23 protein-coding genes are annotated in these 24,905 nt (G+C 71.7%); 8 read left to right on the top strand and 15 right to left on the bottom strand.

The annotated features are described in order from the left end of the window. Positions 1 to 54: 54 nt before the first annotated feature. From IEY55_RS06600 to IEY55_RS06585, 4 genes are all read right to left on the bottom strand, one after another. Entirely contained in the window at positions 55 to 351 is a 297-nt protein-coding gene (locus IEY55_RS06600) for a hypothetical protein (RefSeq protein ID WP_189055024.1), read from the bottom strand. Next, a complete protein-coding gene (locus tag IEY55_RS06595) occupies positions 348 to 593 on the bottom strand; it encodes a hypothetical protein (RefSeq protein WP_189055022.1) in 246 nt (81 codons plus the stop codon). The genes IEY55_RS06600 and IEY55_RS06595 overlap by 4 nt, the downstream gene beginning before the upstream one ends. A 71-nt stretch (positions 594 to 664) precedes the next feature. After that, positions 665 to 1,621: a S1C family serine protease gene (locus tag IEY55_RS06590; protein ID WP_189055020.1), complete on the bottom strand. Its 957-nt coding sequence runs from the start codon at positions 1,619 to 1,621 to the stop codon at positions 665 to 667. A 177-nt stretch (positions 1,622 to 1,798) separates the two neighbouring features. After that, positions 1,799 to 2,374: a peptide deformylase gene (locus IEY55_RS06585; RefSeq protein ID WP_189055018.1), complete on the bottom strand. Its 576-nt coding sequence runs from the start codon at positions 2,372 to 2,374 to the stop codon at positions 1,799 to 1,801. A 12-nt stretch (positions 2,375 to 2,386) separates the two neighbouring features. Between IEY55_RS06585 and IEY55_RS32505 the strand changes: the two genes are divergently transcribed. The 4 genes from IEY55_RS32505 (at position 2,387) to IEY55_RS06570 (ending at position 6,039) form a co-directional block, all read left to right on the top strand. Continuing rightward, positions 2,387 to 2,509 carry a hypothetical protein gene (locus tag IEY55_RS32505; RefSeq protein ID WP_268239282.1) on the top strand — a complete coding sequence of 41 codons (123 nt, stop codon included), beginning with the start codon at positions 2,387 to 2,389 and terminating at the stop codon, positions 2,507 to 2,509. Positions 2,510 to 2,580: 71 nt separating this feature from the next. Next, positions 2,581 to 2,991 (top strand): nucleoid-associated protein NapA, encoded by a 411-nt coding sequence (gene napA / locus IEY55_RS33275; protein ID WP_189055016.1) that lies wholly within the window; start codon positions 2,581 to 2,583, stop codon positions 2,989 to 2,991. Between the two features lie 10 nt (positions 2,992 to 3,001). Further along, complete coding sequence (locus IEY55_RS06575; protein WP_189055014.1) at positions 3,002 to 3,661, top strand: LytR C-terminal domain-containing protein; 660 nt, start codon at positions 3,002 to 3,004, stop codon at positions 3,659 to 3,661. A gap of 383 nt (positions 3,662 to 4,044) precedes the next feature. After that, entirely contained in the window at positions 4,045 to 6,039 is a 1,995-nt protein-coding gene (locus IEY55_RS06570; protein ID WP_189055012.1) for an ArnT family glycosyltransferase, read from the top strand. A gap of 35 nt (positions 6,040 to 6,074) precedes the next feature. On the opposite strand, the gene IEY55_RS06565 is transcribed toward IEY55_RS06570, so the two are convergent. The 6 genes from IEY55_RS06565 to moeA form a co-directional block, all read right to left on the bottom strand. Continuing rightward, positions 6,075 to 8,312: an AAA family ATPase gene (locus IEY55_RS06565; protein WP_189055010.1), complete on the bottom strand. Its 2,238-nt coding sequence runs from the start codon at positions 8,310 to 8,312 to the stop codon at positions 6,075 to 6,077. A gap of 234 nt (positions 8,313 to 8,546) precedes the next feature. After that, complete coding sequence (locus tag IEY55_RS06560; RefSeq protein ID WP_373289975.1) at positions 8,547 to 9,461, bottom strand: CDP-alcohol phosphatidyltransferase family protein; 915 nt, start codon at positions 9,459 to 9,461, stop codon at positions 8,547 to 8,549. Continuing rightward, positions 9,458 to 10,186, bottom strand: coding sequence for a phosphatidylserine decarboxylase (locus tag IEY55_RS06555; protein WP_189055006.1), 729 nt, complete (start codon positions 10,184 to 10,186; stop codon positions 9,458 to 9,460). Before IEY55_RS06555 ends, IEY55_RS06560 begins: the two co-directional genes overlap by 4 nt. Positions 10,187 to 10,584: 398 nt before the next feature. After that, positions 10,585 to 10,854, bottom strand: coding sequence for a GlsB/YeaQ/YmgE family stress response membrane protein (locus IEY55_RS06550; RefSeq protein WP_189055004.1), 270 nt, complete (start codon positions 10,852 to 10,854; stop codon positions 10,585 to 10,587). Between the two features lie 78 nt (positions 10,855 to 10,932). After that, positions 10,933 to 12,843 (bottom strand): M48 family metallopeptidase, encoded by a 1,911-nt coding sequence (locus IEY55_RS06545; RefSeq protein ID WP_189055002.1) that lies wholly within the window; start codon positions 12,841 to 12,843, stop codon positions 10,933 to 10,935. 116 nt (positions 12,844 to 12,959) lie between these two features. After that, positions 12,960 to 14,198, bottom strand: a complete 1,239-nt coding sequence (gene moeA, locus IEY55_RS06540; RefSeq protein WP_189055001.1) for a molybdopterin molybdotransferase MoeA — start codon at positions 14,196 to 14,198, stop codon at positions 12,960 to 12,962. Between the two features lie 215 nt (positions 14,199 to 14,413). Between moeA and IEY55_RS06535 the strand changes: the two genes are divergently transcribed. The 4 genes from IEY55_RS06535 (at position 14,414) to groL (ending at position 18,784) form a co-directional block, all read left to right on the top strand. Continuing rightward, the gene (locus IEY55_RS06535; RefSeq protein WP_189054999.1) at positions 14,414 to 15,100 is read left to right on the top strand and encodes a TIGR00266 family protein; all 687 of its coding nucleotides are present in this window, start codon (positions 14,414 to 14,416) and stop codon (positions 15,098 to 15,100) included. Between the two features lie 241 nt (positions 15,101 to 15,341). Then, positions 15,342 to 15,554, top strand: a complete 213-nt coding sequence (locus tag IEY55_RS06530) for a cold-shock protein (RefSeq protein WP_189054997.1) — start codon at positions 15,342 to 15,344, stop codon at positions 15,552 to 15,554. Positions 15,555 to 15,701: 147 nt separating this feature from the next. Further along, positions 15,702 to 16,997 (top strand): serine/threonine-protein kinase, encoded by a 1,296-nt coding sequence (locus IEY55_RS06525; RefSeq protein ID WP_189054995.1) that lies wholly within the window; start codon positions 15,702 to 15,704, stop codon positions 16,995 to 16,997. Positions 16,998 to 17,164: 167 nt separating this feature from the next. Continuing rightward, on the top strand, positions 17,165 to 18,784 hold the full coding sequence (groL, locus tag IEY55_RS06520) for a chaperonin GroEL (RefSeq protein WP_189054993.1): 1,620 nt from the start codon (positions 17,165 to 17,167) through the stop codon (positions 18,782 to 18,784). Positions 18,785 to 18,858: 74 nt separating this feature from the next. Here the strand turns inward: groL and IEY55_RS06515 are convergent, their stop codons facing one another. The 5 genes from IEY55_RS06515 to IEY55_RS06495 all read right to left on the bottom strand — a co-directional run bounded on the left by IEY55_RS06515 (position 18,859) and on the right by IEY55_RS06495 (position 24,807). After that, positions 18,859 to 19,284 (bottom strand): PIN domain-containing protein, encoded by a 426-nt coding sequence (locus tag IEY55_RS06515; protein ID WP_189054991.1) that lies wholly within the window; start codon positions 19,282 to 19,284, stop codon positions 18,859 to 18,861. Continuing rightward, on the bottom strand, positions 19,281 to 19,565 hold the full coding sequence (locus IEY55_RS06510; protein WP_189054989.1) for a hypothetical protein: 285 nt from the start codon (positions 19,563 to 19,565) through the stop codon (positions 19,281 to 19,283). Before IEY55_RS06510 ends, IEY55_RS06515 begins: the two co-directional genes overlap by 4 nt. 77 nt (positions 19,566 to 19,642) lie before the next feature. Beyond that, positions 19,643 to 21,118, bottom strand: a complete 1,476-nt coding sequence (locus IEY55_RS06505; RefSeq protein ID WP_189054987.1) for an NAD(P)/FAD-dependent oxidoreductase — start codon at positions 21,116 to 21,118, stop codon at positions 19,643 to 19,645. Between the two features lie 8 nt (positions 21,119 to 21,126). Continuing rightward, positions 21,127 to 21,999 (bottom strand): alpha/beta fold hydrolase, encoded by an 873-nt coding sequence (locus IEY55_RS06500; protein ID WP_189054985.1) that lies wholly within the window; start codon positions 21,997 to 21,999, stop codon positions 21,127 to 21,129. Positions 22,000 to 22,095: 96 nt separating this feature from the next. After that, a complete protein-coding gene (locus tag IEY55_RS06495; protein ID WP_189054983.1) occupies positions 22,096 to 24,807 on the bottom strand; it encodes a CHAT domain-containing protein in 2,712 nt (903 codons plus the stop codon). Between the last annotated feature and the right edge of the window lie 98 nt (positions 24,808 to 24,905).

The raw sequence follows: 24,905 nt of genomic DNA, 5'->3' as shown, positions 1-24,905 counted from the left end.
CACCCGGATGCTGGACCTCCCGGCTCGCCTCCAGCCCGACCGGGTGCGAGGAGGTCAGTTCGTAGTGAGGATCAAGAACAACTTCGTGTTGATTTCGGAAACGTCGAACTTCGAGATCTCATGAACGACGGGCCCCAGCATGGCTTTCGGGGTGTGCTCGAGCCACGTGTACCACACCCAGCGATTCTGCCCAGGTAGCTCGATGGCAAGAGGCGTCGGGTGATCCATGACATCCATCGTGAGTACAAAGTCCTCACCGTGGAGGGTGTTGAACATGTCGCCCGAGTAGATCAACACGTGTCGCGAGTCGTCGCCGAGGACGGCTCGTATCTGCCCCTGCAGAGGGGTCACGCGGTGCCCCCCAGTGCCCGCTTCTTCGCTTCGGCGCGCCGCTTGTACTCCTCTACCGGGTCCGGCAGCCTGCCCTTGTTGGCGAGGCACCATTCGTTGTGCTCGGCCAACCGCTGCCGCAGGTTCTCGCGCTCGATGGCGTGCAGGATCCAGGCGTGAAGTGACATACCCGCCTGCTCGGCGCTCTGCTTGATCTCCGCGTGTTGCCCGTCCGGAAGCAGCAATGTGAGACGTTTCGTCATGACATCACATGATGACGGTGTTCGGTTATGGATGCCAGCGCCCCTGGTGGCCACTGTCGAAGATTGCCGGATCAGACGACCTCGGCGAGGTCGGCGGGGACGGCGATCACGTCCACCATCGCCCCGTTGCGGAACACCGTGACCGGCAACGGCAGGCCGATGGCCTCACCGAACAGCTGCCGCTGGATGCCCTGCGCGTCCGCGACCGGCTCCCGGCCGACGCTCAACACCAGGTCGCCGCGGTGCAGCCCGGCCCGGTCGGCCGGTCCGCCGGCCATCACCTCGACCAGCCTGACCCCGGTGTCCTGCCCCGTCCGCCGCGCCACGTCGGCGGGCAGCGGTGCCGGCATCCCCACCACACCCAGGTACGCCCGCCGGACCCGCCCTTCCGCGAGAAGCGTGCTGATGATCCGCCGCGTGGTGGCGTTGATCGGCACTGCGAGCCCGAGGCCGATCCCGGCCAACGCCGTGTTGATCCCCACCACGCTGCCGTTCGCATCCGCAAGCGCGCCACCGCTGTTGCCGGGGTTGAGCGCGGCGTCGGTCTGGATCACGTCCTCGATCACCCGTGCCGCCCGGCCCTGCCGCACCGGCAGCGCCCGCCCGAGCGCGCTGACCACCCCGGCCGTCACCGACCCGGCCAGCCCCACCGGGTTCCCCACCGCCACCACGAGCTGCCCGACCACGAGCCCGTCGGCATCACCGAACCGGGCCGCGGCCGGCGTCTCGTCCCGCGCACGCAGCACCGCCAGGTCCGACAGCGAGTCCGCCCCCACGACGTCGAACCGGCTTTCGCTCCCGTCGGCGAAGGTTGCCACGCCGGCCCCGGAACCGCCGACCACGTGCGCGTTGGTCAACAGGAAGCGGTCATCGGTGAACACCACCGCCGAACCGCTTCCGTGCCGCAACCGCACCGCGGCGACATGGGGCGTGACCGCGGAAGCGACCGCGCTCACAGTCCGCGAGTAGGCATCCAGGGCGGGCTCGGCGGGCCTTTCGGCGCCACCGGGCAGGATCGACTCGGTCATGGCGGTTCACCACCTCTCCCGTGTGGCAGGTTCAAGCCGGGGAGAGTGCGCGGTGTTCCGACGTTCGCCCTGGGCTGAAGCGGATCACCGGAGGGCCGGCGCCGTCCGCTCCCACCCGGCACGACGGAGATCGTCGGCGCGCGGGTGATTTCGGTCGCCAGCGGTGTCCGGAACCGATCAGTGCTCGCCGAACGGGTCGCCCTTGCTCGCCGGGTCCCAGCACAGCCCCGGTACGCCCCAGCCGTTGCGCTTGAGCATCCGCCTGGAGTCGCGCTTGTACCGGCCGATCAGCCGGTCCAGGAAGATGTACCCGTTGAGATGGTCGGTCTCGTGCTGGAGGCAACGCGCGAAGTAGCCGGTGCCCTCAACCTCGATCGGGTTGCCGTCCAGGTCGGCACCGGTGACCTTGGCCCAGCCCGCTCGACCGGTCGGGAACGGCTCGCCCGGAACCGACAGGCAGCCCTCCCAGTCGTGCTCCGGATCGGGCATCGTCTCCGGGATCTCCGAGGTCTGCAGTACCGGGTTGGCCACCACGCCGTGGTGCCGCTCACCCTTGTCGTCCGGGCAGTCGTACACGAACACCCGCAGGTCCACGCCGATCTGGTTGGCGGCCAGCCCGACCCCTTGGGCCGCGGCCATGGTCTCGAACATGTCGTCGACCAGCTTCCGCAGCTCGTCGTCGAACCGCTCGACGGGACGGGTCGGCTTGTGTAGCACGGGCTCGCCGACGATCACGATGGGGTGCACGGACATACCGGTCACCCTATGACGTGCGTCGACGGCGGATACGACCTGGGCCAGGCACGATCCTCGCCGCACGGGGTCTTCTGGAGCCGGCACGACGCGCCGGCCGATGCCGCGGCGTCGCGGCGGGTCCGCGTGGTGTAATGGTGTCCCGGGAATCACATATCTGTAGTTCCGGTGTGGCACGCAACCGCCGACTCGAGGCGAGGAGCCAGATGGACGCCGCAGAGTTCAGGGCTCGACCCTGCGAGCAGGTCCCTGAGCCGCCGGCCCGGTCGGGTGAGCCGGCCCGTGAGACCCGTGCCCGGTCCCGGGAGCGCGCCGGCGAGCGACGGGCGGCCCCGCACGACCCCGCCGACGGCCTGACCCGCCGGGAACACGAGATCCTCGCCTTCGAACGGCAGTGGTGGAAGTACTCCGGTGCCAAGGAACAGGCGATCCGCGAGTTGTTCGACATGTCCGCCACCCGCTACTACCAGGTGCTGAACAGCCTGATGGACAAGCCGGAGGCGATGCGCGCGGATCCCATGCTGGTCAAGCGGTTGCGCCGGCTGCGCTCGGCCCGGCAGAAGGCCCGGGTCGCGCGGCGGCTCGGCATGGACCCGCGGCAGTGGAACGGGGGATGAAACCACAGACATGAGCCCGATCGACCCCGCGAACCCCTCGCGTCCACTGCGGGTCGCCGGTCTCGCGCTGCTCGGGGTGGCCTCGGTCGCCGTGATCGTCGGCGTCGTGACGGTGACCGCAGGCGGGGACGGCAGCGCCAACGGTCCGCGCACGGTGGCCAGCTCGGCCAGCACCGCGACCGGCAGCCCGGCCGAGAGCCCCACCGCGGCCGGCCCGAGCAGCACGCCGGCTACCACCACCACCGCCGCCGCACCGACCACGACCCCGGCGCCGAGCGAGCCGGCCAAGCCGGACAAACCGAGCGGCCCGCCCGCAACCGGTCGACCGGACACCGCGAACCCGCCGGGTGGCAGGGAACCCGCCGACGACCAGCGCGCGACACCGCGTGCACCGCTGCGCGTCTACAACAACAGCACCATCAAACACCTCGCGGCCAGGGCGGCCGACGACTTCCGTGCCGCCGGATGGGAAGTCGTCGAGGTCGGTAACTACTCGAGCGGGATCATCCCGACCACGACCGTCTACTATCGGCCCGGGACCGACGAGAAGGCGGCCGCGGAGGCGTTGGGACGCCAGTTCGGGATGCGCGTGGAACCCAGGTTCGACGGCATCTCCGACGCCAGCCCGGGTCTCGTCGTGATCGTCACGAACGACTACGGGGGTCGGTAGGCGGCGTCGGGCCGGCGGGTGCCGCGCGGGCCGTCCCGTCCGCCCGTGGCACACCGCCCTCCCTTTTTCGTGTCACGTCGAATTTTGATCACATCGTTACGTCTTGAAAAATTTGTGACCCTGATTAATGGCGGGATTGGGTTGCTGTTTCTTTTTTGTCCGACTGTCCGTATTGTTCGCTCCTGGGTGGTTTCGCGGGACCGGCTTCGGCGCGGAAAGCAGGTTGTGACCGGCGGGGATATCCTTGTGGGGCGGCATATTCCGATGCCTGTGGCCGGCCTGGTTCCCGTACCGCGGGCCGGTGATCACAATTCACGCAGATGTCGGAGGTGGGTGTCCCGTGGCCTTGACTGAATCCCCGAAAAGACCGTTATTCTCGTGCGGTGGTTAGTAGTACCACCATTCCCTCCGATTTTGATCAGCAGGGTCGTCTCGGTCGCACCAGCGCGGTGAGCGGATCCAGGCCGTGGCGGGCCTTGATCGGCAACCCGTGGTGGGAGCGTCCCGCCCTGCTCGTCCTCGTGCTGGCCACGGCCCTGGGCTACGGCTGGGAGCTGGACCGGAACCAGCTGCTCAACTACTACTCGGCCGCGGTCAGGAGCATGTCGCAGAGCTGGACGACGTTCGTGTTCGGCGCCCAGGATCCGTCCGGGACCCTGACGCTGGACAAGCTGCCCGGTTCGTTCTGGCTCGAGGCGCTGTCGGTGCGTGCCTTCGGGTTCCACAACTGGTCGGTGCTGCTGCCACACGTGGCCGAGGCCGTGCTCGCGGTGATCGTCCTGCACCGGGTGACCCGCCGCTGGTGGGGCCCGGTCGCCGGCATCCTGGCGGCGGCCGCGCTGGCCGTCACGCCGATGGTGGGCGCGCTTGCCAAGGCCGAGATCGCCGACATGTTGCTGATGCTGCTCCTACTGCTGGCGGTGGCGGCGTGGCAGCGGTCCGTCGAGACGGGTCGGCTGCGTTGGCTCCTGCTCAGCGGTGTCTGGGTGGGGTTCGCCTTCCACGTCAAGATGGTCCAGGCGTGGGCGGTGCTGCCGGCGCTGGGTGTCGGCTACCTGGTGGCGGCGGGCCGGAACCCGGCGGTCCTCTGGCGCCGGGCCGGGCAGCTCCTGCTGGCCGGCGTCACCACCCTGGCGGTATCGAGCCTGTGGATCGTGCTGGTGCTGCTGACCCCCGCGTCGGCCCGCCCCTACGTGGACGGCTCCATGGACAACTCGCCGATCTCCATGGTCTTCGGGTACAACGCCCTGGGCCGGTTCGGGGTCGGTGACGATCTCGGGATGGGCGGGGGCCTGGGAGCACAGATCGGTTCGGGAACCGGGACGCACTGGCTGTACCTGTTGAGCGACCAGGTCGCGCCCCAGGTCGGCTGGCTGTACCCGCTGGCGCTGGCCGGCCTGCTGCTCGGGATCGCCTGGCCCGATCCGGCACCCCGGGCCGCGTGGGCCCGGGCCGGTTGCGTCATGTGGGGAGTGTGGCTGCTGGCCCACGTCGTCGCGTTCAGTCTGGGACACGTGGCGCACTCCTTCTACGTGGCCGCGCTGGCGCCACCGGTGGCGGCGCTGGCCGCGACGGCGCTGACGACGATGTGGTCGGCGTATCGGCAGGAGGGGTGGCGGAAGTGGTTGCTGCCGCTCATGATCGCGGTGTCGACGGTGTGGTCGGCCTATCTGGCGTCGCGTTTCCCGGGTTTCCTGCCGTGGCTGGCCCCCAGCGTCGTCGTCACGGGATCGCTCGCGGTTGTGGTGCTGGTGATCGGGAGGATCGTTTCGGCGCGGGCGAGCGAGCGCTCGCCCGGGGCGCGACCGTGGACGACGCACGTGCTCGCGGCGGGAGGTTTCCTCGGCGTCGTCACGGTTCTGTTGGCACCCTCCGCTTGGGCCGCGACGACGGTGGTACCCAATCCCGACGCGGTGTCGTTCGATCCGGCGGCGGGACCGCGCAAGATACCGGCGGCGGAGTTCGACAAGTCCGCCCGGCGAAACCAGAAGACGTTCGACTACCTGAGGTCCCGGCGACAGGGAGAGAAGTACCTGTTCGCGGCGAGTTCGATGATTGCCGCGTCCGCCACGGCCGCCGGAGAGTCCGTCCTACCCTTCGGTGGCTTCTCCGGTAGCCTGCCCGCACCGTCCGTCGACCACGTCGCCGACCTGGTGTCGCGGCGCGAACTGCGGTACGTCATCCTCGGGAACATCCTGTCCGGCAGGAAAAGACCCGAACCGCCCGTTGCGGGCTGGGTGCGCCTGAACTGCTCCCAGGTGGACCCGAAGGAGTACGGGGGCGGCGGCCGAACGGTCACACTGCCCCCGACGGACTCCGGGAGGCCGATCTCGTTCCGGTACGACCTGCAGCTCTACGACTGCCGTCCCGGCGGGTGAGTTCGTTCCGCCGGGCCCCGACCCGGTGACCGGGCCTAGGTCCGGCTGGCCGCGTACGCCTCCAACTCGGCCAGCTGGACCGGATCCAGGGAGGGACGCACCGCCCGCCGCGCGGTGGCCAGGTGGGCGGCATTGACCTCGGCCGCCGCCAACGACTCCCGCATCGCGGTGAGCGCGGCCTCGCGAACCACGGCGGCACAGTCGGCCGCCGAGTACCCGTCGAGTTCCGCGGCAACCGCGTCGAGGTCGACGTCCCTGGCCAGGGGAGTGTTCTTGGCGGCGGAACGCAGGATCTCGGCCCGGGCCGCCGTGTCCGGCGGCGGCACGTACACCATGCGCTCCAACCGGCCCGGCCGCAGCAGCGCCGGGTCCACCAGGTCGGGGCGGTTGGTGGCGGCGAGCACCACGACGTCGCGCAGCGGCTCCACACCGTCGAGCTCGGTGAGCAGGGCCGCCACGACCCGGTCGGCGACCCCGGAGTCACCGGACTGGCCGCGGCGCGGCGCCAGAGCGTCCACCTCGTCCAGGAAGACCAGCGCGGGCGCGGCATCCCGGGCGCGGCGGAACAGCTCCCGCACCGCGCGCTCGGACTCGCCGACCCACTTGTCCATCAGTTCCGCGCCCTTCACCGAGAGCACGTTAAGCCGACCGGTCCCGGCAAGGGCACGCACGAGGAACGTCTTGCCACAGCCCGGCGGACCGTACATGAGCACACCACGTGGCGGCTGGACGCCGAGCCGGGCGAAGGAGTCCGGGTACTGCAGCGGCCACAGCACGGCCTCGGTGAGCGCCTGCTTCACCTCGCCCATGTCGCCGACGTCGTCCAGGGTGAGGCCACCGACCTGCAGGTTGTCCGAAGTGGACATCGAGATGGGACGGACCACCTCCAGCGCGCCCAGCAGGTCCTCCTGCGCGATGCGTGGGTCGGCGGGCTCACCGGCCTGCTTGTGGCGCACGGCCGCGCGCACCGCGGCTTCCCTGCGAAGCGCGAGCAGGTCGGCGACCACGAAACCCGGGGTGCGCTCGGCCACCGCCGAAGGGTCCACTGTGGACTCCAGCGGTGCGTCCCGGAGCAACACCTGCAGCAGTGCGGTCCGGGTGCGCGTGTCCGGGGCCGCGACGGTCACCTCGCGTTCCACCAGGTCCGGGGCGCGCAGCCGGGGATCCACCGACTCCGGGTGCGCCGAGGTGGCGACCAACGCCAGCCCGGTCGTGGGAACCGCGGCGCGGAACGCGTCCAGCACGACCGTGGCCAGTGGGGGAGGAGCCGCCGACGGGAGGAGCGAGTCCACATCGGACACCAGCAGTACGCAGGGCTTCCCACGGGCGGCACGGGCCTTCGCATCGGCGACGGCGTCGTGCACGCGCTGCGAGGCCGTGCCGGCCTCCAGTGCGGCCACGGTGGGGGCTACCAACTCGACGACCTCCGCGCCGGCGGCGTGCGCCACCGAGCGCACCAGGGTGGCCTTGCCGACCCCGGGCGGGCCGGTCACCAGGACGCCCAGCCGCGCGGACGAGCCCAGCCGGGCGAGCAACTCGGGATGCTGGAAGGCGAGATCGAACCACTCGGTCAGCCGGCGGGCGGCGTCCTCCGCGCCCACCAGGTCCGCCACCGGCACCGGTGGTCGCTCAGGAGCGGCGGCCTGGGCGGGTTCCGCGGCCGGCTGCGGGGCGGCGGTCACGGCGCCGATCCGGTCGCCGGTCCGCGCGCCGCCCTGCCAGCGGACGACCGTGGCGGGCTGCACCGCCACCGGTCCCGCCGGATCGGTCTCGGCGACCGTGACCAGCTCGTTGGTCCAGGTCATGCCGATCGCCGCGGACAGCCGGCGGCGCGCGGTGGACACGTCGGCGCCCGGTGGCGGCGCGAGGTCCTGCGGCAGCAAGGACACCGCGTCGCCGGTGGTCAGCACCTTGCCGGTCAGCGCCAGCCGGAGCGTCTCGGGGGACACCGCGGTCATCGCGAGCCGGGAGCCGGAGACGGTGATCGACCGCGCCGCCACGACCCGAACCGGGGAGACCACGACCTGGGTCCCCTCGGGAAGGCCCAGGTTGGACAGGGTCACGTCGTCGACCAGGGCCACGCCGGTCGGCGTGCCCGGCGTCGCCGCGGCGGCCAGCGCGGCGGTCACCCGGCTCCCGGTGAGCCGGACGGCGTCCCACGCACGCAGCCCCAACGCATCCAGCACTTCGGGGTGCAGCCGGACCACCCCGCGCCGGGTGTCCAGGGCCGACGGCGACAGCCTCGTGGTGAGCGTGATCTCCGGTGCGGTCACGCCCGCAGCCTACGGAAACCACCCGGCAGCGCCGCCCACCGCGAAGTTATCCACACCCCCCAGATGTGCCCACAGCCGACGATCACGCCCTTGACCTGCGATTTTCCTGATCACTACGCTCGACTTGGGCTCGCGAGACCCAGGGAGGGCGGGGTGCGGCTGTAGGAGTACGCGCGCGATCCCGCTGGCGGAAGCGGCGGCCGGCCGGGGCCCTCCGGGGCAGCGGGAGTGCTGTCAGTCGACGAGGTCCTCGGGTCGGCGCTGCCGGCCCGGTCGTCCGTTGCGCCGGGAGAGTCGGGCCAGCCGGACCGTCCGCGGCGTGCCCGCGGCGCGCCGCAGCGGTGGTCGCAGTCCCAGCCGGCGGCGGCTGTGCGCGCGGCGGATCGCCCGGCGCTCCTTGGGCGGCACGTCCCACGCCTCGGGGTGCCTGGCCAGCCAGCGATAGCGGTACGCCGCATAGGGAATGTGCAGCAGGTAGAGCACCATCGCCGCGATCAGGGCCACGACCGGGTAGAGAATCACCGCGGCCGCCAGCACCCCCACACCCACCAGCAGCGGCGCCATCGCCCGCGGCGCGACCTTGATCGTCTTCAGGGACAGCGTCGGCACCCGGCTGATCAGCAGGCCCGCGCAGACCAGCATCCACACCATCACCGCCGGCTCGGACGACCACCAGCCGTCCCTGATCTCCAGGGTCAGCACGACCGGCAACAACACCAGCAGGGCCCCGGCCGGCGCCGGCACACCGACGAAGAACTCCTTGGTGAACGGCGGCTGGTCGGGGTCGTCCAGCAACGTGTTGAACCGGGCCAGCCGCAACGTCATGCACACCGCATAGATCAACGCGACGGCCCACCCGTACTTGGTGCCGTGCAGGCCCCACACGTACAGGGTCAGCGCGGGCGCCACCCCGAAGGCCACGTTGTCCGACAGCGAGTCCAGCTCCGCGCCGATCTTGCTGGTGGCGTCGAGCAGCCGCGCCAGCCGGCCGTCCAGGCCGTCCAGCAGGGCGGCGACGGCGGTCGCGGCGACCGCACCGGTGGGCTGCCCGCGCAGCGCGAACATCACGGCCGACAGGCCGGCGCACAGCGCGAGGATGGTGATGGCGTTGGGCAGCAGCCGCACGCCGGGCGTGCGTGCCATGGTCAGCCCTCCTGCGGCAGCTCGGCCAGCACGGTCTCGCCCCCGATCGTCCGCTGGCCGGCCTCCACCAGGACCCGGCTGCCGCGCGGCAGGTAGAGGTCGACCCGCGAACCGAACCTGATCAGGCCGTAGGTCGCCCCGGCGGTCACCTTGTCGCCCTCGGCCGCCTCGCAGACGATGCGCCGCGCGATCAGGCCGGCGATCTGCACCACCGCCAACGCGCGACCGTCGCCGTCACGCAGCAGCACACTGTTGCGCTCGTTGTCCTCGCTGGCCTTGTCCAGGTCCGCGGACAGGAACCGGCCCGGCCGGTAGGCGACCTTCTCCACGACGCCGTCGACCGGGGCACGCTGCACGTGCACGTCGAACACGGACAGGAAGACGCTGACCCGCACCATCGGGTCCGGACCCAGGCCAAGCTCCGCGGGCGGCGCGGCCTCGGCGACATGCGACACCGTGCCGTCGGCCGGAGAGACCGCGATGCCCGGCCGCATCGGGGTGACCCGGCGCGGTTCCCGGAAGAACCAGGCGCACCACGCGGTGAGAACGGCGGCGAGCGCGCCGAGCGGGCGCCAGCGGCGGCGCAGCAACAGGGTGAGGGCGGCCATGCCGAGCACGAACGGCCGGCCGGCCGGATGCAGGGGCGGCACCGAGCGGCGGGCCAGCTCCAACGAGTGGGCGAACGTGCCGGCGCGGGGGCCCTGCGCGGGGGCGTCGTGGTCCGAGGTCATCGTCCTGTAGGCCGTGGAAGGTGTGGTGTCCGCCGGTCACGAGGAGACCGGCGACGGCCACCCACGGTACGCCAACGCACAAAGCAGCCGGGACCGGTGTCAGCAACACCGGTCCCGGCCCGCCCCGCCTGGCGGGGCTGTCGAGCTGGGCCGGACATCGCTCCCCCGAACGGGTCCGTGCGTCCCCCGACGACGCACGGACCTTCTCGGCCCGCGACCCGCCCCGACCGGGTCGTTACGGACCGGCGTCAACAGACCAACTCGACGTTAACCAGTTTCCGTCATCGGCTCCTGGCAGGGAAGGGATGACGGAAACTCGTCGTCCTCACGTGGGAATGAGTGTAATACGTGTCACACCAACGCCGCGTGCCGGTCCGCTGACCTGCGGATCAAGCTCGCTAGCGGGTTCGCTGGCCGGTCAGCAGGCGGACGAACGCGAGCAACACCACGGCCCCGAGCACGGCGACTCCGAAACTGGACAGGTCCCAGTCGAACGTCTTCTCCCGGCCGGTCACCAGGGTGTAGATCAGCCCACCCAGCACGGCACCCACGACGCCGACCAGGATGCTGCCCAGGCAGCCCAGCGGCCGGCGGTACCGGCCACCCACCACGACGTTCGCCGCCCAGCCGGCCAGCGCGCCGAACAGGATCCACGACAGCAGGCCCATGCCGCCACGCTACCTGGCCGGCCGGCCCGCCCCGGCGGCCGAAAGCCGTCCGGGCCGGCCGGCTCGGGCCCGGGGGCCTCACCCCGGGGTGGGCTCGCGTCGCCGCTGCCGGACGTCCTCGACCTCCAGGCGGTCACCGAGCAGGCCCGCCAGGGCCTCGGCAGGCTCGCCACGCTGCACGGTGTCCTCGGTGCCGGTCAGCTCCAGCTCAGCGTCGCCGCGCAGCCGCAGCCAGAGGTCCCAGCCGCTGCGCCGCCGCACCAGCCGGCCCCACTCGACGTCGTACCCGCATATCCAGTGGGCACCGGGCCGTCGCCGCAGCTCGGTCAGTGCCTTTTTCGCCGCTTTCGTCGCGAGCTTGCCTCCCGTGCTGGGCAGCACGAGCAGGCCCACGTCGTAGACCAGCAGGTCGTGTGGCTCGCCGTCCCGGCGGACACCGCACGCGCTCGCCGCGAGCGTCGCCTTCGGCGGTTCGGCCGGCCGCGCCGCGAAGTCCAGTGGCACGCCCATCCGGGTCAGGTGCTGGTGCAGCCGCGGCACCAGGACCGGCCGGTGCACCGCCGGTGCCACCAGTCGCTCCAGGTCGACCGCCTGCCCACCCACCAGCCGCAGCCGGGCCGGCCCGTTCCAGTCCAGCTCGAAGGTGGCCCGCCGGGCCCGGCACAGCGCGGTGGCCGCCGCCCCCGCCACCAGCTCGACCAGCGTGGTCACCGACGCCTCCGGCACCTCGCGCGGCGCGAGCGCCGGGTCCAGTGCCGGTTTCACCAGCTCCGCGCCCAGGCCCCGGTGCAAGGCCAGCAACACGCCGGCGATCGTGGGCTGCGCCGGCCGGCCGTCCACCTGAGCCCCGCTGTCCAGCACCGCGCGGGCCAGCTCGGCGGCCCGTTGCTCGGCCCGCTGCACCGCCGCGACCCGCACCAGCTCGGGCCACGGCGCCCGCGGCCCGAGGTCGACCAACAGCGCATCCTCCAGCTCGGGGACGCTGCGCACCGGCTCACCCAGCAACATCCACGCGGGCCGGTCGTCCGGTTCCGCGCCCGGCTCGCCGGTGTCGGCCATGGCTGCCACCCGGTCCCGCAGCGGTGGGTGGTGATCGAAGCCGGAGATCGGACCGGCGTCCAGCACCTCCTGCTCGACCTGCTCCCAGCGGTGGCGCCGGGCCGGCGCGGACAGGAACGCACGGAACCCGAGCAGCACGTCAGGGGTGCGGCCGGCCAGCCGCGCGAGCGCGAGGTACTGCTTGCCGTACTCCGGCCAGGCCGCCGCCAGCACGCCCGGACGGACCAATCCCTGCTGGGCCGCCCGGCGGCCGGCGGCGGCCATGGCGGCCTGGTCCGCCGCGCACTCCCGCTCGGTCAGCACCGGCCCGGCCGCCCACACGAAAACGCGCACCCACCGGTCGAGCAGCCAGCCCAGCACCGGAGCGCCCCAGCGCGGCAAATCCCGGCGCAACTCACCGACGGTGTGCTCCAAAGCCTGCGCACCCCGGTAAACGGTTGCCGTCAGCCCACCGTTGCCGTGGTGGCCCAGCTCGTGGGCCACCAGCGCGCGCAGCTCGGCCACGGTCGTCCCACCCAGCAGCGGCAACCCGATCTCCAGGCACCGCCGGCCCCGGCGCAGGCCCAGGGGGCCGCCGTTGTCGACGACCCCGAGCGTCACCTCCGAGGCCACCCGCACCTCGTCCGGCGCATCGGCCCGGGCGGTCCTGGCCAGCTCCCCGACCACCCGCCACAGGGCCGGCTGCGCGCCCCGCTCCACGACGACGCCGCGCGACTGGACACGCACCGACAGCACGGATTGCGCACCGAGCCCGGTTGCGGTGCCGACCAGCAACGCCGCAGCGGCGAGCACCGCGCCGCTGAGCCCGACGGTGCCGTCCTTCATGGCGTAGACCGCGGCCACCGCGAGTGCGGCGGACAACCCGGCGGCCACCACGAACCAACCGACGAGCACCACGAGCGCGAGGACGGCGCGCCACGGGAAGCGCAACGCCTTCGACCTCCGGCTCGAGAAGAACTTTCGGGGATGTAGGGGAGTGGGGAGCGGCCCGTCATCGGCCAAACGGCAGTCTCGGCCCTGGCCGTGAGCGTCAGCAAGTCACCTGATCAGCCCAACAACCACACGGTGACCTCCGAACCCGCCGGCAGGTCGGTGGTGTTTTCCGGGACCTCCAGCAGGCAGTTGGCCCTGGCCAGCGCGGACAGCAGGTGCGAGCCGGGCCCGCCCACCGGTGCGACCGTCACGGTGTCCTCGGCCGCCTCGTCGAACCGGCCCCTGCGGTACTGCCGCTTGCCGGAAACCGATCGCAGCGACTCCACCAACGTGGCCCGGCGACGCGGCCGCTCCGTCTCGGCGAAGCCCATCGCCGCGCGCAACGCGGGCCGGACGAACACCTCGAACGACACCAGCGAGCTCACCGGGTTACCGGGCAACGTCACCACGGGCACGCCGCCGTCGTAGCGACCCAGGCCCTGCGGGCCGCCGGGCTGCACCGCCACCTTGTGGAAACTGACCCCGCGTCCGCTCAGCGCTTCCTTGACCACCTCGTATGCGCCGGCGCTCACCCCGCCGGAGGTGAGTACCAGGTCCACCCGGTCCAGCCAGGGCGCGAGCGCGCGGTGGAAGGCGTCCACGTCGTCGGGCACGAACCGCAGCAACTCGGCCGTCCCACCGGCCGCCCGCACCGCACTGGCCAGCATCACGCCGTTCGACTCGTAGATCTGGCCGCCCCGCAACGGCTGCCCGGGTTCCACCAGCTCCGAGCCGGTCGAGAGCACCAGCACCCGCAGCGGTCGGCGCACCGCGAGCCGGTCCGCTCCCACCGCGGCGGCCAGGCCCAACTGCGCGGGTCCCAGGCCGATCCCGGCCGGCAACACCACCTCACCGGTGCGCACGTCCTCGCCCGCCCACCGGATGTGCGCGCCCGGCCTCGCCGCGGCCCGCACCAGGACTTCCGACACCCCGCCGTCCGTCGACTCGACCGGCACCACCGCATCGGCGCCGGACGGCACCGGGGCGCCGGTCATGATCCGATGCGCGGTTCCGGGCAGCAGGGGCGGCACGTCCCCGCGGCCCGCCGGGATGTCCTCGGCCACGGGCAGGGACACCGGCGCCTCCGGTGCCGCCGTTGCCACGTCGACCGACCGCACCGCGTAGCCGTCCATCGCCGAGTTGTCGAAGGGCGGCAGCGCGATCGGCGACTCCAGGTCCGTGGCCAGCGCCAGGCCGAGGCAGTCCCCGACCGGGCGTCGCTCGACCGGCGTCGGGGGGATCAGTGCCGCCACCCGCGCCCGATGCTCCGCCACCCCGACCAACGTGCGTTGCGTCTGCTGCACGCCGTGCATCCTGCCGTGTCCCGCGCTTCCGTTGAACCGCTACCGAAGCCAGCGCGTCACATCCGACGCGTGACATCGGACGGGCCACCCCCCGGCGCGTCGCCCGTCGTGTCACACTGCGCGGCGCTCCGACCATTCACCCGATCGGCGGCAGCCCGCGCGGACACCTTCGCCGGCGCACCGGCCCGCCGCCCGGCTCCGGTGCCCCACCCAGGAGGGATGACGTGCAGGTTCGCGTCCGCCACACCCCGACATACGGGGTCGCCCGGCTGGTGCTCGCACCGGGCGAGCCGGTGCGGGTCGTGCCGGGGGCGATGCTCGCCACCAGTTACGGGGTGGCGGTCGAGGCACCCGCGCGGGGCGGGTTCCTCGGGTTCCTGTTTGCCCGGGGCGTACGCGGACGCGCAAAACTCCCACCGACCACCTTCACCGCGTCAGCGGAAGGTGGCTGGGTGGATGTCGCCGCGCCGCTGCCCGGCGACCTGCACGTGCTGGACCTGGATGGCCGGACCGGTTGGGTGGTCGCCCGCGGTCGCTGGCTGGCCACGGCGGCCACCGTCGCCGTTCAGCCCCGATGGGCAGGATCGGACCACCTCGCCGGCGCGGCGGGTGGATTCCTCGTGCACGTCGCCGGCCAGGGCCCGGTCGTACTGTCCTGCTACGGCGCGCTCGACGTCATCGATCTCCGGCTGGGCGAGCTGGTCACCGTCGACAGCGGACACGTCGTGGCGTACGCCGACACCGTGCAGTGCCGGCTGCGGCCGATCGGGACCAACGGCGCGCGGTCGGTGCGCAGCGGTGCGGGGATGGTGTTCGACTTTGCCGGTCCGGGACAGGTCCTCACCCAAACCAGGAGCCCACGTGAGCTCTTCACCGCCGTGCGGTCGAACCGCGTTGGTGCGCATGGGTGAGGCGGGCTCGCCGCCAAGCCGGCTACCCGGTTCCGGACCCGGTTGTCGGCCAGCCGTCGCATTCCCCGTTCCGGCTGCTTGACCGCGCGTCGAATGTCCACTATTCGGGCCGGTTTCGAGCCTTGGGACGAAAGAAAATCCGCCCGATTTGTTTGCGACGTGTGGCGGGGATCTCCGGTAGCGTGGCGGTGCTTCAAGCGGTGCTTCCCAGTTCCGCTGCACGACACGCAAGGAGGACGCCGTGGCTCAGCAGGGCACGGTCAAGTGGTTCAACTCGGAGAAGGGCTACGGCTTCATCGCCCAGGACGGTGGGCCCGATGTCTTCGTCCATTACTCGGCCATCGACATGCAGGGCTTTCGCACCCTGATGGAGGGCGACCGCGTCGAGTTCGATGTGAAGGACGGCCGTGACGGCCGCAAGCAGGCCGACGCGGTGCGGAAGCTGCCCGCCTGACCATGAGGGGGACCGCCCCTCCTCGGCGGTGCTCGATCATGGCTTTTCCGGTGGCCCGGTCCCGGCGGGGACCGGGCCACCGGCGTACGCGGGGCAACCGGCGGAACCGCCCGCGACCGGACCGTCCCAAACGTTAGGCTGCGCTGCGTGTCGGATGACCTCACCGGGCGCCGTCTCGGCCACTACCGCATCGACGGCGTTCTGGGCCGCGGCGGCATGAGCGTGATGTACAAGGCCACCGACGTCCGGCTCGGCCGCAAGGTCGCACTCAAGGTCATCGCCAGCCATCTCACCGAGGACCCGGAGTTCCGCGAGCGGTTCGTCGACGAGGCCCGCAACACCTCGGCCATCGACCACTCGCACGTGGTGCCGCTGTACGACTTCGGCGAGATCGACGGCCTGCTCTACATCGCCATGCGGCTGGTCGACGGTTCCGACCTGGCCAGCCTGATCAAGGACGGCCCGCTCGCCCCGGCCCGCACGCTCAGCCTGCTCGGCCAGGTCGCCGACGCCCTGGACATGCTGCACGACCGCGGCCTGGTCCACCTGGACGTCAAGCCCGCCAACGTGCTGGTGACCACCCGGGAGTCCGCCGGGGAACACGTCTACATGGCCGACTTCGGCCTGACCCGGCGCGGCGCGACCGGCCACCGCACCCGCACCGGCGACTTCCTCGGCTCACCCACCTACGCCGCCCCGGAGCACCTGCGCGGTGAGCCGGTGGACGGCCGTACCGACGTCTACGCACTGGCCTGCATGCTCTTCGCCTGCCTCACCGGCCGGCCGCCCTACCGGGGCAAGGTTCCCGAGGTCATCCAGGGCCACCTGGTCGGCGAGGCACCCTCGGCGACCGCGCTGGTCGAGCTGCCCGCCGGGATCGACGACGTGTTGCGCCGGGGCATGGCCAAGGAGCCGGCCCAGCGGTACGGCACCGGCAAGGAGCTGATGGCCGCGGCCCGCGCCGCGTTGGCCCAGGTCTCCCGGCCCGGCGTACCCGCACCCGGCCGGCGGGCGGGCGCGGGGACCCAGCCCGTCGGGCCGGCGTCGCGGCAGGGACCACAGCCCGGCTACCCCGGCCCCGGCTACCAGCAGGGCCCGCCGCAGGGAAGGTCGCCGATCTCGGCGGTACCCGCCATGTCCTCGGTGCCGGGCAACCCCGGCGGCCCGTCGGGCCCTTCCGGGGAGCCGATGCGGATCCGGCCCCCGATGCCGGTGCAGTCCGACGCGTTCCGCGAGCGCGACGGGGCCGGTCGGTGGCTGCTGCCCGCCATCGTCGGCGCGGTCGCGATCGGAGTGGTGGCCGTGCTCGTCGCCCTCTTCAGCACCTCCGAGGGCACCGAACCCGACCGCGGCGGGACCGGTGCCACCCGCACGACGGAGGTCACCTCGAGCAAGCACCGTCCGCTGCCCACGGTGATCCGCACGGTCACCCGGACGTCATAACCCGGTCGCTTGCACTCCACCATGCTGAGTGCTAAACACGATCCTGGCACTCGGACCCGCTGAGTGCCAGAGGTCGGGACGGTGAGGCCGACAGGGTGTCGGTCGTCCGTCGCGGGCACCGAGCCTGGCCGAGCACGTGTCATCCACTACCGGAGGACCACACCGCAATGGCCAAGATGATCGCGTTCGACGAGGACGCGCGCCGTGGTCTCGAGCGCGGCATGAACACCCTCGCCGACGCCGTCAAGGTGACGCTCGGCCCGAAGGGCCGCAACGTCGTGCTCGAGAAGAAGTGGGGCGCGCCGACCATCACCAACGACGGCGTCTCCATCGCCAAGGAGATCGAGCTCGAGGACCCGTGGGAGAAGATCGGGGCCGAGCTGGTCAAGGAGGTCGCCAAGAAGACCGACGACGTCGCGGGTGACGGCACCACCACCGCGACCGTGCTGGCCCAGGCGCTGGTCCGCGAGGGCCTGCGCAACGTGGCCGCCGGTGCCAACCCGATCGCCCTGAAGCGGGGCATCGAGAAGGCCGTCGAGGCCGTTGCCGAGCAGCTGCTCAAGACGGCCAAGGAGGTCGAGACCAAGGAGCAGATCGCGGCCACCGCCTCGATCTCCGCCGCCGACCCGACCATCGGCGAGCTGATCGCCGAGGCCATGGACAAGGTCGGCAAGGAAGGCGTCATCACCGTCGAGGAGAGCAACGCCTTCGGGCTCGAGCTCGAGCTCACCGAGGGCATGCGCTTCGACAAGGGCTACATCTCCGGCTACTTCGTCACCGACGCCGAGCGCATGGAGGCGGTCCTCGACGACCCCTACATCCTGCTGCTGTCGGGCAAGATCTCCTCGGTCAAGGACCTGCTCCCGCTGCTGGAGAAGGTCATGCAGTCCGGCAAGCCGCTGGCCATCATCGCCGAGGACGTCGAGGGCGAGGCGCTGGCCACCCTGGTCGTCAACAAGATCCGCGGCACCTTCAAGTCGGTCGCCGTCAAGGCCCCGGGCTTCGGTGACCGCCGCAAGGCGATGCTGCAGGACATGGCCATCCTGACCGGTGGCCAGGTCATCAGCGAGGAGGTCGGCCTCAAGCTGGACAACGCCGACCTGTCGCTGCTGGGCCGCGCCCGCAAGGTGGTCGTCACCAAGGACGAGACCACCCTCGTCGAGGGCTCCGGCGACAGCGAGCAGATCGCCGGCCGGGTCAACGAGATCCGCGCCGAGATCGAGCGCAGCGACTCCGACTACGACCGGGAGAAGCTGCAGGAGCGGCTGGCCAAGCTGGCCGGTGGCGTCGCGGTGATCAAGGTCGGCGCGGCCACCGAGGTGGAGCTCAAGGAGCGCAAGCACCGCATCGAGGACGCGGTGCGCAACGCCAAGGCCGCGGTCGAGGAGGGCATTGTCGCCGGCGGTGGCGTGGCCCTGCTGCACGCCGCCGAGGCCGCCTTCGGCAGCCTGAAGCTGGACGGCGACGAGGCGACCGGCGCCGGCATCGTCAAGCTGGCCGTGGAGGCCCCGCTCAAGCAGATCGCGGTCAACGCCGGCCTGGAGGGCGGCGTCGTGGTCGAGCGGGTCAAAAGCCTCAAGCAGAACGAGGGCCTGGACGCCGCCAACGGCGACTACAAGGACCTGGTCGCGGAGGGCATCATCGACCCGGCCAAGGTCACCCGCTCCGCGCTGCAGAACGCCGCGTCCATCGCGGGCCTGTTCCTCACCACCGAGGCCGTCGTGGCCGACAAGCCGGAGAAGGAGAAGGCCCCGGCCGCCCCGGGCGCCGGCGAGATGGACTTCTGATCCACTCTCCAGCCTGATCCACAACAGGGTGTGGCCCCGACCGCCAGGTCGGGGCCACACCATTTACGGGGTCATCAGTCTGTACGCAGGTTGTAGACGACCAAGCCGGAAGCCTTATACGGGTCGGGTGTAGTGGTAGCGACAGCGAGTCCCTCGGGGTAGTCGAGAGAAGGCAACGCCGCTTGTATGGCGTGCGCGATGTCCAGGTCCCATCCCATGAACGTTTCCTCGCTGGTGATGGCTACAATGGCCGGCGCAGTCAGCTCTGCCAGTGCGAAACCGGTGAGCCCAGCAAACCCTCCGACATCGGCCGGCCGAAGAAAATGCCAGGCCATGCCGCGTCGCTGTCGCTCGGCGGCCCACAGGCACGTAATGGGGATGATCAACCGCCACTCATCGTGCAGCGCACGAGCAATCAGAGCTGAGGCGAAGCGGTTTTGTGCTCCAACAGCGAGTACGGCCGTCGTGTCCAGGACAATGTCCTGGGCGGGAGTGGTCACGCGGTAGCCTCCCTACGGCGGGCAAGCTCAGCCTTGAGTTCGGCCAGCTGGGCATCGGTGTGAGCCACGGCCTCTTTCCACTCCTGGCTTTCGGTATCGATACCCAGCACGTCTCGGATGTACCGCAGGTTGTGTTGCAGGATCCTTTCTCGCTCATCGTTTGTGGGCATCGACTCAGCGAGCTGTCGAACCATTTCCCCGAGGGTGGTGCCGTGTTCGTCGGCGAGTCTCGCGATGCGGTCGCGTACTTCTGCCGGCAAGCGGATGCTCGTGTCAGCCATGACGGCAGCATACAGATTGCATGCGACGGGTTCGTCCTGTTCCGTGGATCTCCACCTGATCGCGTTGGGATGACCGCTCACGTGCCGGCGAGGGGGCTGTCCGACGGGTGGTCGCCCGTACGATGGAAAGGCCGGCACCTGTTCTGGGCCGAGCCATGTCTCGGTGCTTCCCTGCCCAGGACCGCGAGTTCGTCCGCGGTGAACGGTGGACCGTCGTGCAGGGGTCGACCAGGTCCACGCAGGGTGTCGAACACCGCACCCGGGGACGCGCACCTACGCAGCGGACCCAGCAGGGTGTACACGTCAAGCAGCGCGTCGGTCGCTGCCCGACCGCCGGCAGCCACCCGCAGCATCAGCCGACTCGCATAACGACGTCCCCACCGCTCCCAAACGGCCAGCGATCTGTTCGTCTCGACGGTCGGTTGCACAAGGTCCTCGATCACCGACAACTGATAGGCGCTTCGGCCCGCGCATGCAACCGCCCGTTGGATCCGGCGGGCGGTACCGGCAACGAGACCGTGCTGTCGCAGCACTTCGCGGAGCGCCATGGCTTGGCACGCCGCCACCGACATGCCGTGGCCATAAACCGGGTTGTGGGTGGTGATGGCGTCACCGAGGACGACGAATCCCTCGGGCCAATGAGAGATCTTCTCGTAGAAGCGCCGGTGGTTGGCGGTGGAACGGGTTCTCCGGATCGGCCCGGCCGGTTCCGCCAGCGCAATGAGGTCCGCGATGACGGGATGCGGCAGGCTCCTGGCAAATTCCACGAACCCGCGATGGTCACCCGGGGGTAGCACTCCTCGACCGGTGAGCGTGACCAGCCACTGGCCGTTCTCGAGAGGAACCAGCGCTCCGAACCGGAAAGGTAACGGACGCCAAGGGTCATATCCCAGGTTGATGGGGGGAAGCTCGTGGAGTCCCGCCGGTGGCGTGAACCGTCGTGTCGAGTACGCGATGCCCGGGTCGACCAGCTCCTCGCGCGGGGCGGGAAGCCCGAGCAGGGGCAGCCATTGGCCCGCCCGCGAGCTCCGGCCCGTGGCGTCAACAACGAGATCGGCGTTGATCTGCTGGGTGCATCCACGGCCACCGTCCTGTACCCGGGCCCCCGTGATCCGGGTTGGGCCGCCGACCAACTCCTCGGCCTTGGCGTCCTCCAGGACCGCAATCCTGTTGTGTCGCAACACGAGTCGCCGGACGCCCCAGTCAAGCAGCCACCGACTGCAGGTCAGGGCGAACCGCTTGCCCGGGACGCGGGGGATCCAACCACGCTCGGTGAGAATGAGGACATCCCCCGGGACGTCGACCAGGCGGGCCCCGTGGGACACCAGATGTGCCACGGCACCGGGCAGGAGAGCCTCGAGGGCGTTCACGCCCCCGGCCATCAACCCGTGCACGTGATGCGCCTGCGGTAGGCCACGACGGGGCTCGGGTTGCTCCGGGAGCCGGTCCCGCTCGACGATCGTGACCGTGTCGACATGCTCGGCCAGCACCGAGGCGGCCAGCATCCCGGCCAGCCCGCCGCCCAGCACCAGGGCGTGTGTCGGCTCCCGCACCTCGTCCCCTAGCTCGCCGGGCGGTTCGCAGCTCCGTACTCGACGAAGTCGGTGATCAGCCGGGCGAGGACACCGGGGTGGCTGTGCGGTGCCCAGTGCCCGGCGCGCACCTCCCGGCGGCGCACGGCCGGGCACCACTCGCCGAGATCGTCGAAGACCCAGGGCCGGACCACGAGGTCACGGGTGAGGACGACGAGCAGGACGGGCACGGTGCACCGGCGAGGACGGGGCTCGCGGAGGCGCGCAAGGATGTTCGCCCGGTACAGCCCGAGGCCGTTCACCGCGTCCCTCCCCGGCGTCGGGCTGGTCGCGATTCCCTTGCGGCGGAGCAGCCACGCGCGGCACGAGTTCAGCAGCTGGCACGCGAGATCCGACAACACCGGGACATGGGTGAACCACACGTAGCTGCTCAGCAGCGCCTGCCCCGCCACCCGGATCCGGTTCCCGCCGCTCCACTCCGCACGCAGCCACCGCGCGCCGAGATCGAGGTTGGGCCCGGAGATCGAGGTGAAGGAGGCGAACAGCGGGGCGTGTGCCGAACTGGTGACCGCCTCCCACCCCTGCACCGAACCCCAGTCGTGGCCCACCAGGTGAACGGGGCGGCCGGGGCTGACCTCGCGTGCCACGGCGGCCAGATCGGCCGCCAGCCGATCAAGTCGATAACCGTCCTGCTCCGCCGGTCGACCGGAGCGGCCGGCCCCGCGCACGTCATAGCGGACGATGCGGAACCGGTGCCGGAGATGCCTGACGACCGGGTCCCACAGTGCCGCGCTGTCCGGATAGCCGTGGACCAGAAGGATTGTCGGGCCGGCTCGGTTGCCCTCCTCGCGGACCGCGAGTCGCACCCCGTCCGACTCCACCCAGCGATCAACCGCGCCCATGACAGCACGCTAAGAGCGCCCTTTTCCGCCCGCCTGTTGGAACGTAAGATTCATTCGCTCCGGTGACACCGATGTAATTTGAGCCGTACGGTCAGTTCAGGCACCGGCGCCCAGGCACAGGAAGGGCCGGCGGAGCGGGTCCTGGGCGGTGGCCTCCGCCAGTGCGACCGCGGGCGCGGCCCCCTGGGCCAGCCGCCGGTGGTAGGCGGCCATCGTGCTCGCGGCCGCCACGTCACCGACCTTGCTCACCGCGGCCACCACGGTCTGCGAGCCACCGGCCAGCAGCGCCCCGGCGAAGCCCAGCGCCTCGTCACCCGGCCGGATCCGGTTGAGCGCCAGCTCGCAGGCGGCGAGCACCACGTGCGCCGGTGGCCGCCGCAACCCGGACGTCTCGTGCGCGAACAACGGGCCGTCCACCAGCTCGAGTCGGGAGAACATGGCGTTCGCCGGCTCGTGCGCACCGTGCGCGGCAAGGTGCGCCATCCGTGCACCGTCCAATGCGGACAGTACCGCGCCGACCGTCGCCTGCCCGTCGTCGAACAGCGTGGCCTCGGGGTAGGTGTCGCGCAGCCCGCTCACCTCGGCCACCCCCGCCGACAACCCGGGCCCACCCACGAGCACGACATCGCGCTTGTGCCCGTTCGGCAGGGTCGACGGATCGGGACGGTGCTCGTCGGGGGAGGAGGACGGGACCGATCCCCCGCAGGCGGCCAACCATGCCGTGGCCGATGGTGCCACCGACAACGGCCGGCCACGCAAGGAAGGCAGGGTCGCCCAGGGCACCGCGTAGAAGACGCCGGTGGGCACGACGACGAGTTCCCGGTCACCCACCAGCCGCAGCAACGGGCCCAGTAGCTGCTTGTCGAGCAGCTCCGTGCGATGCCGGGCGGACGCGGTCACCGTGCGCACCAAGGGATCCGGCAGCTTGTCCGGTGCCAGGGCGTTGAGGTCGGCGTGCAACTCGCGCACCCGTTCCGCGGCGGTACGCGCGGATCCCAGGCGCACCAGCCGTGCCCTACCGTCCACCACGACCACGGCGACCAGCGAGTCGCCCGAGGCCGCCAGGCTCACCATCGCGCGCTCGCCCAGCCGCTCGGCCACCTCGGCGAGCCGGGCCACCGGGCGCGGCCGGCCCCACTGGCCGCTGCGCCACCCGCGGCGCAGGATCTCCCGCGCCACCGCGTTGTAGCGGGCCTCCATTTCCTCGGTCGGCCGCCCCTCCAGGCGGGCCTGCTGGGTGGCGCGGCGCAGGTGCCGGGCCGCGGCCACCCGCTCGGCCAGCTCCGGGTCCGCGGCCGGCGGCAGCGGTTCGTACCGGTAGAGCTGCGCGCGGCTGCGCTCCAGCCAGCCGAACAGCCGGCGGGCGTCCACCCGTTCGCCGCCCTCCAGCAGCAACCGCACCGCCAACGCGGTCAGCTCCCGGCCGTGTGCGGCCGGCCCGGACAACAGCTCCAGACCGGCCATCCGGTTCCGCAGCCGGTTCAGCTCGGCCAACCCCTTGCCGGCCTCGGCCAGTGCCCGCCGCCGGTCACCGCGGGCCTCGGCCAGCTCGGCCCGGCACAGCCGCAGGATCATCCGGTTGGCCACGGGCGTGATGCGCCGGGGCGCCGGAACCTCCCGCAACACCGCCTCGGCGCCGTCCACCGCGCCTCGGCGCAGGCGCACCCGCACCGCGAGTAACCGCGCCACCGCGGCCTCGTCCACCAGGCCCAGCCGCTCCAGCCGGGCAGCCAGGTGCAGGACACGCCCGGGCAACCGGACCGGGCCGCGGAAACCTTCCACTGCTTCCACGGTTTCGGCCTGCAGCCGGGTCAGCGCGGCGATCGCGGCCCAGCGCTGGTTCCCCCGCCGCACCAGCCGGCGGTAGGCCAGCCCGGCATAGGTGCGCGCCATCTCGGTGTCGCCCTCCAGCAACGCCGCGGCCGCGCGGTGGATCTCGGCGTCGGCGAGGTCGAGCCCGGCCCCGCGCAACTGTGGCAACGCCTCGTCCAGATGGCGCGCGGCCTCCTCGGCCAGCCCCGCGGTGAGTAACGCCCGCGCCTGGTCCAGCCGCAGCCGGCCCTGCATCCCGGGCAGGATCGCCTGGTAGATGCGCTCGGTCCGCTCGTAGTGCCGTAACGCCTGCGGCACGTCCCCGATCATCTGGGCGATGTCGCCGAGGTTGTGCTCGGTCTTGGCCAGGATGACCTGCTCGCCCCGCTCCTCGGCCAGCGCCGAGGCGCGGCGCAGGTCCCGCCGGGCCGGACCGATCCGGCCCTGGACCATATGGATCCAGCCCCGGTTCAGCAGGGTGCGCACCAGCACCACCGGCTCGCCCTCACTGCCGGCCAGTCCGCGGGCCAGCAGCGGCACCGCCTCGTCGGCGGCGCGGGTGGCCTCGTCGAGGTGGCCGGCCCGGGACAGGATCAGCGACTCCTGCTGCCGCACCAGCCCGGCCAGCGCGTCCCGTCGCGGGCTGGGGTCGAGTCGGGCGAGCAGCCGGTGCGCCCGCTGCGCCGCGGCCAGCCCGTCGGTCAGCGAGTTCGCCTCGGCCTCCACATACGCCTGCGTGACCAGCACCCCGGTCCGTGCCTCGACCAGGTCGGGGTGGTCCGGGCCGGGCGGAGCGTGCCCGAGCCCGTCGAGCAGGCGCAGCGCCTCCCGGATGAGTCCGACGGCCTCGTCGCTGCGCAGTTCCGACGCCCGGTGCCGTGCCTTCTCGCGCAGGGCACCGACCCGGCGCAGGACCTCCTCCGGCGCGACGACGCGACGCGGCCTGGGAACCCCACCACCATCGCCGGCGAGCTTCGGGGTTGCCACGGCCGTCATCCGAACACACCAAACACCCGTTCGGCAGTCGGCCAACGGGGGAAACGTGCGGCCGAACGGGTGGGCCAAACCCACCAACGCCGTGCGGACCTCGGGCG

It is taken from the genome of Longimycelium tulufanense, from assembly GCF_014645795.1.
In the GTDB taxonomy this organism is placed as follows: Bacteria; Actinomycetota; Actinomycetes; order Mycobacteriales; family Pseudonocardiaceae; genus Longimycelium; species Longimycelium tulufanense.
Note: the sequence above shows the minus strand (reverse complement) of the source record. Positions and strands in the feature narration are given on the sequence as shown.

What these genes read in the sequence shown, in the direction of transcription:
- moeA (WP_189055001.1), bottom strand. Translation starts at nt 14,198, where the DNA reads ATGCACGGCGTGCAGCAGACGCAACGCACGTTGGTCGGGGTGGCGGAG.
- IEY55_RS06595 (WP_189055022.1), bottom strand. Translation starts at nt 593, where the DNA reads ATGACGAAACGTCTCACATTGCTGCTTCCGGACGGGCAACACGCGGAG.
- napA (WP_189055016.1), top strand. Translation starts at nt 2,581, where the DNA reads ATGGACGCCGCAGAGTTCAGGGCTCGACCCTGCGAGCAGGTCCCTGAG.
- IEY55_RS06590 (WP_189055020.1), bottom strand. Translation starts at nt 1,621, where the DNA reads ATGACCGAGTCGATCCTGCCCGGTGGCGCCGAAAGGCCCGCCGAGCCC.
- IEY55_RS06585 (WP_189055018.1), bottom strand. Translation starts at nt 2,374, where the DNA reads ATGTCCGTGCACCCCATCGTGATCGTCGGCGAGCCCGTGCTACACAAG.
- IEY55_RS06575 (WP_189055014.1), top strand. Translation starts at nt 3,002, where the DNA reads ATGAGCCCGATCGACCCCGCGAACCCCTCGCGTCCACTGCGGGTCGCC.
- IEY55_RS32505 (WP_268239282.1), top strand. Translation starts at nt 2,387, where the DNA reads ATGACGTGCGTCGACGGCGGATACGACCTGGGCCAGGCACGATCCTCG.
- IEY55_RS06495 (WP_189054983.1), bottom strand. Translation starts at nt 24,807, where the DNA reads ATGACGGCCGTGGCAACCCCGAAGCTCGCCGGCGATGGTGGTGGGGTT.
- groL (WP_189054993.1), top strand. Translation starts at nt 17,165, where the DNA reads ATGGCCAAGATGATCGCGTTCGACGAGGACGCGCGCCGTGGTCTCGAG.
- IEY55_RS06500 (WP_189054985.1), bottom strand. Translation starts at nt 21,999, where the DNA reads ATGGGCGCGGTTGATCGCTGGGTGGAGTCGGACGGGGTGCGACTCGCG.
- IEY55_RS06550 (WP_189055004.1), bottom strand. Translation starts at nt 10,854, where the DNA reads ATGGGCCTGCTGTCGTGGATCCTGTTCGGCGCGCTGGCCGGCTGGGCG.
- IEY55_RS06555 (WP_189055006.1), bottom strand. Translation starts at nt 10,186, where the DNA reads ATGACCTCGGACCACGACGCCCCCGCGCAGGGCCCCCGCGCCGGCACG.
- IEY55_RS06510 (WP_189054989.1), bottom strand. Translation starts at nt 19,565, where the DNA reads ATGGCTGACACGAGCATCCGCTTGCCGGCAGAAGTACGCGACCGCATC.